The organism is Chryseobacterium sp. AG363 (genome assembly GCF_003610675.1).
Taxonomy (GTDB): domain Bacteria; phylum Bacteroidota; class Bacteroidia; order Flavobacteriales; family Weeksellaceae; genus Chryseobacterium; species Chryseobacterium cucumeris.
On record NZ_RAQF01000003.1, the window covers coordinates 180,523 to 193,677 of the forward strand.

Here is a 13,155-nt window from a genome sequence, read left to right on the forward strand (position 1 = left end):
TGTGAAAATATTTGTGATATCTGTGTTTTAAGAAAGTTATCCCTCCAGAATCTGTTCAGCAGCAGTCTTTGAAGTTACTTTTTCAATCACTCTTGTACAAATACCATTTTCATCGAAAATAAAAGTGGTTCTTACAATTCCCATATAGGTTTTTCCAAACGTTTTTTTCTCCTGCCATACCCCGAATTTTTCAATGATATTACGGTTTTCATCTGCAATAAGATCATAAGGAAAAGCAAACTTGCTGTGGAAATTCTTTTGCTTTTTTACAGAATCACCACTTATTCCCAATAATTGAAATCCTGCTTTTTTAAGCTTAGTATAATTATCACTCAGGTTGCAGGCTTCCACTGTACAGGTTGGTGTATTCGCTTGCGGATAGAAGAAAACGACCAGTTTTTTTCCAATTAATTTTGATGAGGTTACTGTTTCTCCGTCTTGATTGAATCCTTCAAATTCAGGTAATTTATCTCCAACTTTCAGCATAATGATTTAATTTTGTTCAAATTTAAGGCATACATGACAAAAAAACAAAGAGCTGAGCTCGTTCAGATAGAACTGGAAAAATTATATCCCACTACACCTATTCCGTTAGATCACACTGATCCCTATACATTGATGGTTGCCGTAGCGCTTTCTGCACAAACTACAGATAAAAAAGTAAATCAGGTTACTCCCGAACTTTTTGCGGTAGCAGGAACACCGCAAAGAATGGCTAAGCTGGAAGAATTTGAAATCAAAGAACTAATCAAAGAAATAGGATTATCCAATACGAAAGCCAAAAACCTGAAGAAAATGGCCGAACTTCTGTTAGAAAGACATAATGGTATTGTTCCCCAGACTTATGAAGAATTGGAAGCTCTTCCGGGCGTAGGGCACAAAACGGCATCAGTAGTAATGAGTCAGGGTTTCGGATTTCCTGCTTTTCCTGTGGATACCCATATTCACCGTCTGATGACGCAGTGGAAACTTACTTCCGGAAAAAATGTGGTGGAAACAGAACGTGACGCCAAAAAATTATTCCCTGAAGAAGTATGGAATAAACTTCACCTTCAGATTATTTTCTATGGAAGAGAATATTCTCCGGCAAGAGGAAAAGGAGAGAAGGATTTTATTACGAAAATGATGTTTGAGAAATAATTCAATTATTTTAGCGCCATGTCCGCTAAGATTTTATAAAAACCACGCTGAGATAGCTCGCGAAGACACTTCGTTTAGCAAAAGCAATATTGCCCTGACTGAGTGAAAGATCTATGCGAACTGATAGAAAACGCAACAATTACTTTGTGGTCGCTAAATAAACCATGTCAAGGTTCTGAACCTTGACATGGTTTAAAAACATCATGTGAGATAAAGGAAATGATTTAATATTCCAACAACCTTCTGTGGTAATTAATCTGTCCCAAATGATAATCCAGATGAGCAATCAGATGAATCAGGAAGTAATCTGTAGTCATTTTATTTTCAAAAACAACCAGTGGGTATTCTTTTTTCAGGTCGTCTTCTGATAATTGAGAAAGAGTAGAATCTATCATTGTTGTAGTTGCCTCTATTTTTTCAATAAGTTCAGCTCTTGGAACATCTTTTAATGAAAACTCCAGGTCACGCTGTCTTACATATCCTGTGTTTCCAAGGTGCGTTCCTATAAAATGATTGAGGTTTCCAACCAGATGAAGAACCAGGTTGCCCGCAGAATTGGCTATGTTTTTATCAACTTTCCAAAGATTTTGTTCGTTTTGATAGGCTTCTAGCTCTGTTTTTAATTTATTTAAATCTCTGTTGTAAAGAGATTTGAGGCTTTCTGTGATCATATCAATTTTTATTGTATTATGGTTTTAAAATATCCTTTAAAGTGTTTATCAACCAAACTGTCAATACTGCATTTATAATCATCGAATAAAAATGTTCCTTTACGAAAGCCATCTGAGTAACTTGCAGCCTGAACAATATGTGCTGTCCTTGTTTTACTTTCAACAATTTCACTGTTATAAAGCTTCAGTTCCGGATATTTGGAAAGAAGGAGAATAGTATCATTGCCAGGTAAGCTCTTGTCAACCGTAAAATTTTCAAAATTTTGCTTCTTTTGACAACTCAATAACACCAATAAAATACCGGTAAAAAATAAAAATAGTCTCATAAAAGAAACTATTTTTGTTTTTTAGCCCAAAGCTCCATTTTTCTGTTCAGAACATCCAAAGGAAGACATCCCTGGCTTAATACTTCATCATGGAAGCTTGCCAGCTTGAATTTGTTCCCAAGTTCTTTCTGATACTTTTCTCTCAGCTCACGGATTCTTAAGGATCCTATTTTGTAGCCTAAAGCCTGTCCCGGCATTGCCATATATCTTTCTACTTCTGCAGTGGCAGATCCCTCGTCGTAAGAAATATTGCTTAAGAAGTATTTGATAGCCTCTTCACGTGACATTTTTCCTGTATGAAGCCCTGTATCTACTACCAGTCTTACAGCTCTCAGCATCTGATCACTCAGGTAACCCATTTTTTGATAAGGATCTGTGTATAACCCAAATTCAGGTCCTAATGTCTCACAATAATGGGCCCAGCCTTCACCATAAGCTCCTAACCATCCGAATCTCATAAATTTAGGAAGCTTTGTGTTCTCCTGTTGCAAAGAAACCTGATAATGATGCCCTGGGATGGCTTCATGAAGGAAAAGAGATTCCATTCCTGAAGTAACATTGAATTTAGTAGGGTCAGGAAGCGGAACATAGAATATACCTGCTCTTTTTCCATCCGGAGTTCCCGGCATATATTCTGCGCTGGCACTTGCCTCTCTGAATTTCTCCGTCTGTCTGATCTCAAACTTCGTTTTTGGCGTTACATTAAACATTGTTTTCAGCTTCGGAGTGATTTTAGTTAAGATCCCGTTGAATGCATTTAAAACCTCTTTAGATGTTTTATAAGGCATTGCCTTTGGATCCGTTTTTACAAAAGTGATAAATTCTTCAAGAGTTCCCGTAAAACCTACCTGTTGTTTTACTTTTTCCATTTCTGCACGAAGCATAGCTACCTGCTGAAGTCCGATCTTATTAATTTCTTCAGGAGATTTCTTAGTGGTTGTCCAGCTTTTTACATAATAGTTGTAGATCTCATTTCCGTTAGGAAGACTGTTGTATCCGTCTGTATCCCTTGATTTCGGAAGGTACTCTTTTTCTAAAAATGTTCCCATTTTAGTATAAGCCGGAATGATCTTTTTGGTAATAGCATCTTTATAAAGTGCTGAAAATTTTTCTTTCTGAGCCTGAGAGAAGCTTTTCGGAAAATTTCTTATCGGACCATAGAAAATATTCTTTTCCATGTCAGAAGTGGTAATTTCCTCTGCTTTCATCTGAGGAATCATTTTGATAACCAGTTTTTTAGGTAATACTATCTTATTGTTGATTCCCTCACGGAAGTTGTCTGCCGCTGCATTCATCCACTCCGGGAATTTTTCCATTCTTTTCAGCCAGTCGCTATAGTCTTTTTCTGTTTTAAAAGGTTGATTACCCTGCCCGCTTCCATACAATGGGAACGTTAACGGAAGTCCTCCAAATTGAGTAAAAGGAATATATTCCGGATGATAGGCGTAGGCCTCAGTTTTATCTTTTAAAGTATAATCCAAAACATCATAGACCACTTTGTCTTCGTCAGAAAGGGTTTTATAATCTACATGTTCCAGTTGTTTTTGCACAGAATTGTAGAAAGCAATTTCTCCTGAGATAAAATCTTTATCAATATTGATAGGAAGCTGATCATTATATCTTGTATCTCCTTGTGCGGTAGCATCTAAAGGATATAGTTTAAGATACTGCTCATAATAGTTGGAAGCGATAGAATCCAGATTGCTGGGAGTCACTTTTGTAAGGGGAGAATCCGATTTTTTGCAGGAAGTAAGCCCAATCACCAACCCTAATCCTAGAATACTTTTTGATAAAATGTTTTTCATTTTCAGAATCTTTATGAAAACAAAAATAAGTATTATTGGGAGATTCAGACTTATTGTTTGCATTGATTTTAAAAAATTATTTTCAAAATCCTTTCAACTTTGAATCAATTTTTTATCTTTGTCTAAAACGTTTAACAATCATATTATTACAGCTCTTTTTTAAGAAAAAATGAAAGGGATTTTAAAAATTTACCATCCGGACGAAACGCTAAAATACAATATCAGAAATACTTATTGTAAGGCAGTTTACAGCAACCAGCAACATTTTTTAGAGGTTGAAGTGATTACGGATGACAGTTTGGATCACGTGGATGATGATTCATTACAGTACAACTTTCCGCAGCTTTCACTTGAAGTTTTTGATTTTCCTATTGAATCGGCGGAAATAGAAGGAAAAACCATCATCATCAATGACTCTGATGAAGAAACCTATACAGAAGTAGACCTTTTCGATGACGAAGATGCCTACATCTATGATAATGAGCTTCTTTTTGAAAAAAACGAAGAAGGGGAGCTTCAGGTCATCTGGAAAGGGACCATTGATGATTTCTATACCGGATCAGATACACCGATCCCCTTTAGATTAAAATGCGAATTTAAGCAAGATGAAATTGAGGTAGGAGAAGACTAACATAGGCTTCTATCTTTTTCGTACCAGATTTCTTTTCAAAATTTTTTTTTGGAAAGAAATTTGCTATTTGTAAAATTGTAACAAAATTTAAGTTGTTTTTAAGCAATTTTTAAGAGTTCAATTCATAATATTCTCCTACATTTGTCGTTGAAATTTAATAAAATTTACATTTAATGCTGTTAACGGAACTTTCTCAGATTTTATTTGCACAAATCGCTACCCCTGCAGTTGCTGCAGACAACTTAGAGTTCTCATTCTGGAAAATTATGTTCCATGGAGGAGCTTTCGCTAAAATAGTGATGGTCACTGTATTACTATTGGGAGTGTTTTCTCTATACCTGTTTTTTGAAAGATTTTTCTTTATCAAAAGGCTTACATCAAAAACAGATTCCAACTTCATGAACAATATCGAAGACTTCATCAAGGCAGGAAAAATAGAGGCGGCAGCAGATTACTGCAAAACCCAGAACTCTCCGGAAGGAAGAATTTTAGAAAAAGGAATTTCAAGATTAGGACGTCCTGTTTCTGATATTGTAAGTGCTATGGAATCTCAGGCACAGGTAGAGGTTGCCAATATGGAAAAAAACCTGAACCTTTTGGCTGTAGTACCAAGTATTGCACCCATGTTGGGACTTTTAGGTACGGTAATCGGGATGATTATTGCTTTCTTTAATCTTTCCCACGCAACAGGATCATTCTCTCCGAAAACACTTTCAGAGGGGATCTATACCGCTTTAGGGCAGACCGCTGTAGGTTTGGCTGTAGCAATTCCTGCTAACTTCTGTTATAATATTCTATTGACAAGGATTGATAAATTTGTCCTGAAAGCTCAGAATATGTCAGGAGAATTTTTAGACCTTATCAACAAACCTTTATAAATCTTTCTTACGATGAAAATTCAAAGAAGAAATAAAGCAAATCCGGAATTCAGTTTAGCAGCGATGACAGACGTTATCCTGTTGATGCTGATTTTCTTTATGATCACTTCTTCAGCTGCCAATCAAAGCGCTATTGATGTGAATCTGCCGAAAGCCGGAGCAGTTGACGATAATATTCCCAATCCTTTAACGGTAAGCATCAAGCCGGACGGCTCGTTCTTTGTAGATGATAATCCTGCCAATAAAGGAGAACTGGAGCAAATTATTGTAGATAAATTAGCCAGCCAGACCAATAAATCATTTACGATCAGAGCTGATGAAAACACACTGCATAAAGATGTTGTTTTTGTGATGGAAATTGCTGAGAAACATAAATTTAATATTGCTATTGCAACCGTTAAAGACAAATAACATAGCCGGATTTCCGGAAAGAATTACGTTTTAAGATGAAAAGCTATACAGCAAACAGAAACGAAGAAAATAAAGACAGAGTAAAGAGCGCATTGCTTTCTATTCTCATCTGGGCTGCTATTCTGCTTTTTGTTTTTTTGTATAAATTAAAACCTGAACTGGATAAAGATCCTGAGGTGGTTACTACCATGCTGGTTAATTTTGGTGATAACAGAAATGGAAAGGGGATTGAAGAACCAGCTGAACAGCCTGGAAGTCTTGCCGCTGCAACGGAAGAAGTTACACCAGAGCCCGCAGAAACTCCGGTTCCGGAAACAAAAACAGTTATAAAGCCAGAACCAGTTCCTACTCCCGAACCAAAGAAAACAGAGGTTAAGGAAAAAGTTATTACAGGAAATAATTCAAAAGCTACTGTTCCTAAAAAAGAGGAATCCAAAAAAGCTGAGAAAAAAGAAGCTACGAGTACAAGTGCTTCAAAAAATACTAAAAAATCAGGAGCAGCTACGTCTAACTCAAAAACAGGAAATGGAGACGGAAAAGGAAATGCTGCGATCGGAAACCTGATCAAAGGAAGAGGAACCAAAGCCGGAAGCCAGGGAACTGGTGATGGTATCGGAAATGCGGGAGATCCTTTAGGAGGAGATGGAAATGGAGACAGTAAAGTTGGAATCGACAGAAAACTGGTAGGCTATATTCCCGGAACAATGGGAAGAGGAGGAGCACAGCCTTCTCACAGCTGTACAGCAAGTGGATCAATTACTATTGCTTATACGGTAGATAAAGCAGGGAATGTAGTATCCGCAAGAAGAGCCGGCGGGATTTCAGATCCTTGTGTCTCATCCACATCTGTGGCCTGGGTTAAGAAATATGTAAAAGCAGAAAAAGCCAATACATCTTCAACCGGAACTTATAAAATTACCTTCTAACAATACAAAAGCACTTTATTCAAGTGCTTTTTTCAATTCATTTATTCTGTTGATAATGGGGAGTGCAAAAATACCACTGGTCTGAAGATAAAGCTCGTAGAATGTCTTGGCTTTATCCTGAAAATCTTTGTTCTGATCATGTCTGCTGTTGAAATAAAATAGATTTCCCAGCATTTCATAATAATCTTTGTGATCTCTTTCCTGTCTTTCATTCACAATCGCGATCATTTCTTCCTTGGTTTTAGAAGCAACCTCTGTGAAGCTCATCTTAAAAATGTCTCTCATCAACGTATCAAAATCCAGTTCTTTCTGCATTAAGCTTTCTTCAGGTTTGTCGAGAATCAATTTTTCTAATGCCTGAGTTAATTGGCGGATGAGTCTTAAGGTGAATTCTTTATCTGTGATCATAATGGATTTAAATTTTTAAGTTTTAAGTTTAATGTTTAAAGTTAATAGCATCTGCTCAACCTGCAGATTTCATTAAGCAAAGAATAAGTAAGCTAATGCAATGGCAGTGATAACGCCTACTAAATCGGCCAGAAGCATGGCAATTACCGTGTATCTTGTATTCTTAACGGCTACAGCACCAAAATATACTGCAATCACGTAGAACGTCGTATCTGAGCTTCCCTGAAGCACTGCCGCTAATTTCCCCTGGAAGCTATCTGCTCCAAATGTGGTCATCGTATCCACCATCATTCCTCTGGCTCCTGAACCGGATAAAGGTTTGATCAATGCAGTTGGAAGTCCATCCACAAATCTCGGATCCATATTGGCAACGTTTGCTACCCACTTCATTCCGTCAATAATCACATCAAATACACCGGAAGTTCTTAGTAATGAAATCGCAATCAGCATTCCAACCAGATAAGGAATAATTTTAACACAGGTGGTGAAGCCTTCTTTTGCGCCTTCAATAAAGGCATCAAAGACGTTAATTTTTTTATAAACAGCTCCCAATACAATCGCAAGGAAGATAAACAGAATTAAACCATTGCTTAATACTTTACTGAAGTCATCCAGTTCATCCTTACTCAATTGTACAAGGTATACTACCAATAAAGCAATAATTGCTGAAATTCCTCCTACATAAGCTATTACCACCGGACGAAGAAGATTGATTTTCTGGTATAAAGAAACAATAATCATCGCAGCTAAAGTTGCCGCAAAAGTGGCGATCATGCAAGGAAGGAAAATATCTGTAGGGGTCTTTGATCCCATAGAGGCTCTGATGGCAATAATCGAGACCGGGATCAATGTCATTCCTCCGGCATGAAGACACAGAAACATAATCTGCGAATTGCTGGCAGTATCTTTATTGGGATTTAAAGTCTGGAGACTTTCCATCGCTTTTAATCCAAAAGGAGTGGCAGCATTATCCAATCCCAGAAGATTGGCACTGAAATTCATTAGCATATGTCCGAATGCAGGATGGTTTTTAGGAATTTCCGGAAATAATTTTGAAAAAAATGGCTGAATCAAACGGCTTAGAAGGTTAATTCCTCCTGCTTTTTCAGCAATACTCATGAATCCCATAAACAAGGTCATGATTCCGATAAGACCAAGACAGATTTTTACGGCAGTTTCAGAGGTTCCGATAACTCCATCGGCTTCCTGAACGCGATAAACATTTACATTTTGTTTTAAAGAATCTGTTTTATAGTGAATTCTGCTGTCTGCAAAATCATTTTTTTTCATCAGGCTGTCTCTGACAATAGGAGATAGGCTGTTCATAGGTTGAGATGCAATCTTTACTGTATCACCTCCTTTTCCCACCACCATATCATTGAAAATGGTTTTGTAGTTACCTGACGAAACATATTTTATACTGGCAATGGCAATGGCAATGATAATGAAAGCCGACCAAATTCTGCTGAGAACCATCTGATTGATTTAATTGTTTAAACTTATCGAAAATACTTCAAACCACAAAAATAACTAAAGTCTTTTGTAATTCCGGTGTGAAAGAAAACTAATGATGGTCTCTAATCTTAAAGCTTATTGTTAACGCATTGTTCACAAAGTTCCTAAATAATGGGAAAATGATTTTTCTCGTTCGCAAAGGCGTTAGCACTAAGCAAAGAGAATTTAAGTTAAAGAGCATTGCTGAATGAAATGCCCTTGCGAACAAAAAATATGCATTAAGTTTTTAGATTTTCCTTACGCTCTCTAGCGTTTAAAACTAAAATGATTTACTCTTCCAGATAAACAAGATATCCTTTAAAATCATCATCAAGATTCTTCAGAACTTTGGCTTCATCCATTTTTTTGATCAAAGCATCTACAAAGAAGCTTTTTTCAAAGAACTGGCGATGAATTCCGGGTAAAATTTCCATAAAATAATCCATTCCGATTTTGTTGTTATGGAGATCCATTTTGGTTTCCAAAGGCTCATTAGGGAAGAGTTCTTCATGCATATCTGTGATTCTTTTACAAAAATCCAGCGCTTTTTTAGGGGAAGAGATCTTGCAGCAGTACATCATAATGAAGCAGCACCACAGCGCGTGTCTGAAAGCATTTCCAATTCCATTGTTGGAGGCCGTTGCAGGGAATTTTTTCTGTGCAATGGTAAACGCTTTTACTGTTGCATAAAAACTCAATAAAGCGAAAAGAGGATGAGGAAGGACAAGTGATAAAAGACGGATAATCTTTTTAAAACTCATGCTTCTGATGGTATTGAAAAATATCTTAAAAGTCCTCATAAATAAAAATCTCTCCCTAATTAGAGAGAGATTGTATTGTTTTTGTTACAGATACTATGCTTTTACAGTTAATAAATTAACTGTTTTGGCAACCGTATCCTGAATTTCAGTTCTTTTTACGATGAAATCTACAAATCCTTTTTCCTGTAAGAATTCTGATGTCTGGAATCCTTCCGGTAGATCTCTACCAATCGTTTCACGGATTACTCTTGGTCCTGCGAAACCAATCAGTGCTCCCGGTTCTGCCATAATAATATCAGCGGTCATTGCGAAAGAAGCAGTGATTCCTCCGAATGTAGGGTCGCAAAGGTAAGCGATGTATAAAAGTCCAGCTTCAGAAAGCTGAGCTAATTTAGCCTGAACTTTTGCCAGCTGCATCAAAGAGTAAGTCGCTTCCTGCATTCTTGCTCCTCCGGACTGACAGATAATCATATACGGAAGTTTGTGTGCAATACAGTAATCTACTGCTCTTCTGATCTTTTCACCCATTACAGAACCCAATGATCCTCCGATGAAAGCAAAATCCATACATGAAACTACCATTTCAGTTCCTTTTACGGTTCCTACAGCGTTTCTGATAGAGTCTGTAAGCTTTGTTTTAGCTTTTACTTCTTTCAGACGGTCTTTATAAGGCTTTGTATCTTTGAAGTTTAAGATATCAATACTTTCAACATTGGCATCCAGTTCGGTAAATTTACCACCGTCAAAAAGGATGTCAAAAAATTCTGCACTTCCTATTCTTACATGAAATCCGTCTTCAGGAGAAACATAGTTATTTCTCTTTAGTTCATCATGTTCCACTACTTTTCCTGATGGAGTCTGATGCCAAAGGCCTTTGGGAACGTCTTTTTTCTCATCAGTAGAAGTGGTAATGTTTTTTGCTTTTCTTTTAAACCAGTCGAATGCCATTTTTGCTTGTATTAATGTATAAATGTAAAAAGTACCAATGTAAATGCATTCCTATGAATACTTTTTACATTGGTACAAATGTACAGTTCTTATTTTAAAGTATCTACGTTATTTAAATCTTCAAATGCTTTCACCAATCTTGCAGAGAATGTATCCTCACCTTTTCTTACCCAAACTCTTGGGTCATAGAATTTTTTGTTAGGTTTTTCTTCTCCTTCAGGGTTTCCGATCTGAGCTCTTAAATAATCAATATTGTTAATCATATAATCTCTTATGCCCTCTGTGTATGCAAACTGAAGGTCAGTATCGATGTTCATTTTGATTACTCCGTAGTCGATAGCTTCTCTGATCTCTTCTAAAGTAGATCCTGAACCTCCATGGAATACAAAGTTGATAGGTTTTGCAGCTGTTCCGAATTTTTCCTGAACATATTTCTGAGAATTGTCAAGGATTTTCGGCGTAAGAACTACGTTACCTGGCTTGTAAACTCCGTGAACGTTACCGAAAGCAGCCGCGATTGTGAAGTTATCAGAAATAGCTTTTAATTTTTCATAAGTATAAGCTACGTCTTCAGGCTGAGTATATAATTTTGAGTTATCAACGTCTGAGTTGTCAACACCATCTTCTTCACCTCCTGTTACCCCGATTTCTACTTCAAGAGTCATCTGAAGCTTAGCCATTCTTTCGAAATATTTAGCAGAAATTTCAAGGTTTTCTTCTAAAGACTCTTCAGAAAGGTCTAACATGTGAGAAGAGTAAAGAGATTTTCCTGTCTGCTTGAAGAATTCTTCGTTAGCATCCATCAATCCGTCGATCCAAGGAAGTAATTTCTTTGCACAGTGGTCTGTGTGTAGAATTACCGTTGCTCCGTAAGCTTCTGCAAGAGTGTGAATATGTTTTGCTCCAGCAATTGCTCCTAAGATTGCAGACTTTTGTCCGTCATTGCTTAATCCTTTCCCTGCATTGAAAGCAGCTCCTCCATTTGAAAACTGAATAATTACAGGAGCGTTTAATTTCGCTGCAGTTTCCATCGTAGCGTTTACGTTGCTTGATCCAATTACGTTTACTGCAGGTAATGCAAATTTGTTTTCTTTAGCATACTGAAAGATATCAGTAACTAACTGACCTGTGGCAACTCCTGCCGGAAAAATTCTGCTCATGTTTTACTTTTTATTATAAATTTATTAGGTGTTTTAATTTCGTGTAAAGGTAATCATTTTTAAGAAATTACTAGTTTCTTTTATCTCTGCCCCAAAGGAGCTTCTGACGGATGGTTTCATAGAAACTCAAACTGTTGGGCTGCACCAGAAGAAGCTGGAATTTTGCCTTTTTAATGATGATTTCCTTGTCTGTTTCAATATGTATCAGTCGGGAATCTAAGGAAAGAGAGTATTGCGGTACGCGGCTTTCCACCCTGAATTTTATTTCTACTTTATCATTCACAACCAGCGGCCTCACATTCAGATTGTGAGGAGCAATTGGAGTAATGACAAAATTTTCGTTATTGGGAGAAATGATAGGGCCTCCGCAGCTCAGAGAGTAGGCGGTAGAACCCGTAGGTGTTGAAATGATCACGCCGTCACCCCAGAATACATTCAAAAATTCGTCATTGATATAAGAGTCAACGGTAATCATGGAAGTGGTTTCTTTTCGGGAAACGGTAACGTCGTTTAATGCGTAAGGAAAAACTCCCTCCAGTTTTGGAGAAACCACTTCAATTACAGAACGGCGGCTTGTTTTTACATTTCCTTTTAAGATGGAATCCAGTTCCTTAAAGGCTTCTTCTTTCGTGAAAAAAGCTAAAAATCCAAGCCTTCCTGTATTCACTCCTACCACCGGAATTTCAAGATCCTCAATAAAGGTTAAAGAATTTACAATCGTTCCGTCTCCACCGAAAGTGAAGAAAAGATCCACTTCTTTATCCAGAAGGTCCTGCTTAGAGTTGAAAGTTTCGAATATTTTTGAAAACTGAAGTGCTTCAGCCATTTCATCATACAGAACAGATTTTACACCTCTTGCTTCAAGTTCAGAGATAAACTTGCTTAAATATAAAAAAGTATCAAGATCTTTTTTCTGAGAATATATGGCTGCCTTCATGTTATATTTCTATGAATTTTTGTAAAAAACCATAACGGTCTTTAAACAGATCGGTTTTCTCATCAGAATAATATTTTTCAACGATTCTGTAGTCATACCGGTCAAAAGTAGCGTCTATCGAGGCCAGATTTTCATTGCTGATCTTTATGGTGACCTGAACTACCTCTTCAGACATAAAGCTTATAAATCCTCCGTAAAACTTCGAATTGTTGCTTTCGACGATGTTGGTAATTTCCGTCATTGAATATTTTCTGGCCGGAGTTTCTACGGTAAGAATAGCTCCTGTTTCTGAAAATAAAGGATAACGGGAAAGGTCCTGAAAAACATCTTCACAGGTAATATACCCCAGATATTTTTCATTTTTATTAATCACCGGAATCACATTGGAGCTGAAAGTATAAAACAGGCGGATGCTGTCCATGACATTGTTGTCCTCCAGAATTGCAAACCGTTCAATCTGGTGTTCCAGATCCTTCAGTATTCCTCCATCTTCTTCATACAGGAAGTCCATGGCAATGGCTCCGAAGAAGTGATGAGATTTTTTGATGAAAACATGAGAATATCCGAAGTCTTCCAACAGGTTTCTGGCCGACTCTATGGAGTCAGACAGGCTAAAACATGGAAAGTCTTTTGAGATATAGTCCTTGATAAACATTGTG

The 13,155-nt window shown here is 37.1% G+C and carries 16 protein-coding genes; 5 read left to right on the forward strand and 11 right to left on the reverse strand.

Annotation, left to right across the window (positions count from 1 at the left end; translation table 11 throughout):
• Nucleotides 1-36: 36 nt before the first annotated feature.
• Entirely contained in the window at nucleotides 37-486 is a 450-nt protein-coding gene (bcp, locus tag DEU39_RS13740) for a thioredoxin-dependent thiol peroxidase (RefSeq protein ID WP_120232349.1), read from the reverse strand.
• A gap of 33 nt (nucleotides 487-519) precedes the next feature.
• On the opposite strand from bcp, the gene nth reads away from it, so the two are divergent.
• Nucleotides 520-1,140, forward strand: coding sequence for an endonuclease III (nth, locus tag DEU39_RS13745; protein WP_062672899.1), 621 nt, complete (start codon nucleotides 520-522; stop codon nucleotides 1,138-1,140).
• 224 nt (nucleotides 1,141-1,364) lie between these two features.
• Here the strand turns inward: nth and DEU39_RS13750 are convergent, their stop codons facing one another.
• From DEU39_RS13750 to DEU39_RS13760, 3 genes are read right to left on the reverse strand one after another with little or no spacing between them, the layout of a single operon-like run.
• Nucleotides 1,365-1,811, reverse strand: coding sequence for a DinB family protein (locus DEU39_RS13750; RefSeq protein WP_183037422.1), 447 nt, complete (start codon nucleotides 1,809-1,811; stop codon nucleotides 1,365-1,367).
• 8 nt (nucleotides 1,812-1,819) lie between these two features.
• Entirely contained in the window at nucleotides 1,820-2,137 is a 318-nt protein-coding gene (locus tag DEU39_RS13755) for a hypothetical protein (protein ID WP_120232350.1), read from the reverse strand.
• A gap of 8 nt (nucleotides 2,138-2,145) precedes the next feature.
• Complete coding sequence (locus DEU39_RS13760) at nucleotides 2,146-3,942, reverse strand: DUF885 domain-containing protein (RefSeq protein ID WP_120232351.1); 1,797 nt, start codon at nucleotides 3,940-3,942, stop codon at nucleotides 2,146-2,148.
• 169 nt (nucleotides 3,943-4,111) lie between these two features.
• Here DEU39_RS13760 and DEU39_RS13765 point away from each other — a divergent pair, with 169 nt between their 5' ends.
• The 4 genes from DEU39_RS13765 (at nucleotide 4,112) to DEU39_RS13780 (ending at nucleotide 6,788) form a co-directional block, all read left to right on the forward strand.
• Nucleotides 4,112-4,573, forward strand: a complete 462-nt coding sequence (locus DEU39_RS13765) for a hypothetical protein (RefSeq protein WP_062672903.1) — start codon at nucleotides 4,112-4,114, stop codon at nucleotides 4,571-4,573.
• 173 nt (nucleotides 4,574-4,746) lie between these two features.
• Entirely contained in the window at nucleotides 4,747-5,451 is a 705-nt protein-coding gene (locus tag DEU39_RS13770; protein WP_047426580.1) for a MotA/TolQ/ExbB proton channel family protein, read from the forward strand.
• A 12-nt stretch (nucleotides 5,452-5,463) separates the two neighbouring features.
• Nucleotides 5,464-5,862: an ExbD/TolR family protein gene (locus tag DEU39_RS13775; RefSeq protein WP_062672905.1), complete on the forward strand. Its 399-nt coding sequence runs from the start codon at nucleotides 5,464-5,466 to the stop codon at nucleotides 5,860-5,862.
• A gap of 35 nt (nucleotides 5,863-5,897) precedes the next feature.
• On the forward strand, nucleotides 5,898-6,788 hold the full coding sequence (locus DEU39_RS13780) for a ferric siderophore ABC transporter substrate-binding protein (protein WP_120232352.1): 891 nt from the start codon (nucleotides 5,898-5,900) through the stop codon (nucleotides 6,786-6,788).
• Between the two features lie 15 nt (nucleotides 6,789-6,803).
• Here DEU39_RS13780 and DEU39_RS13785 read toward each other — a convergent pair whose 3' ends face one another.
• The 7 genes from DEU39_RS13785 to DEU39_RS13815 all read right to left on the reverse strand — a co-directional run bounded on the left by DEU39_RS13785 (nucleotide 6,804) and on the right by DEU39_RS13815 (nucleotide 13,151).
• Entirely contained in the window at nucleotides 6,804-7,196 is a 393-nt protein-coding gene (locus DEU39_RS13785; protein WP_062672909.1) for a hypothetical protein, read from the reverse strand.
• 72 nt (nucleotides 7,197-7,268) lie between these two features.
• Nucleotides 7,269-8,672 carry a nucleoside recognition domain-containing protein gene (locus DEU39_RS13790; RefSeq protein ID WP_120232353.1) on the reverse strand — a complete coding sequence of 468 codons (1,404 nt, stop codon included), beginning with the start codon at nucleotides 8,670-8,672 and terminating at the stop codon, nucleotides 7,269-7,271.
• Between the two features lie 308 nt (nucleotides 8,673-8,980).
• Nucleotides 8,981-9,490: a DUF6973 domain-containing protein gene (locus DEU39_RS13795; protein WP_120232354.1), complete on the reverse strand. Its 510-nt coding sequence runs from the start codon at nucleotides 9,488-9,490 to the stop codon at nucleotides 8,981-8,983.
• Nucleotides 9,491-9,544: 54 nt separating this feature from the next.
• A complete protein-coding gene (accD, locus tag DEU39_RS13800) occupies nucleotides 9,545-10,399 on the reverse strand; it encodes an acetyl-CoA carboxylase, carboxyltransferase subunit beta (RefSeq protein ID WP_105700341.1) in 855 nt (284 codons plus the stop codon).
• An 89-nt stretch (nucleotides 10,400-10,488) separates the two neighbouring features.
• Nucleotides 10,489-11,559, reverse strand: coding sequence for a class II fructose-bisphosphate aldolase (gene fbaA, locus DEU39_RS13805; RefSeq protein ID WP_062672913.1), 1,071 nt, complete (start codon nucleotides 11,557-11,559; stop codon nucleotides 10,489-10,491).
• A 70-nt stretch (nucleotides 11,560-11,629) separates the two neighbouring features.
• Nucleotides 11,630-12,496, reverse strand: coding sequence for an NAD kinase (locus DEU39_RS13810; RefSeq protein ID WP_062672914.1), 867 nt, complete (start codon nucleotides 12,494-12,496; stop codon nucleotides 11,630-11,632).
• Nucleotide 12,497: 1 nt separating this feature from the next.
• The gene (locus DEU39_RS13815; RefSeq protein ID WP_062672917.1) at nucleotides 12,498-13,151 is read right to left on the reverse strand and encodes a CBS domain-containing protein; all 654 of its coding nucleotides are present in this window, start codon (nucleotides 13,149-13,151) and stop codon (nucleotides 12,498-12,500) included.
• Between the last annotated feature and the right edge of the window lie 4 nt (nucleotides 13,152-13,155).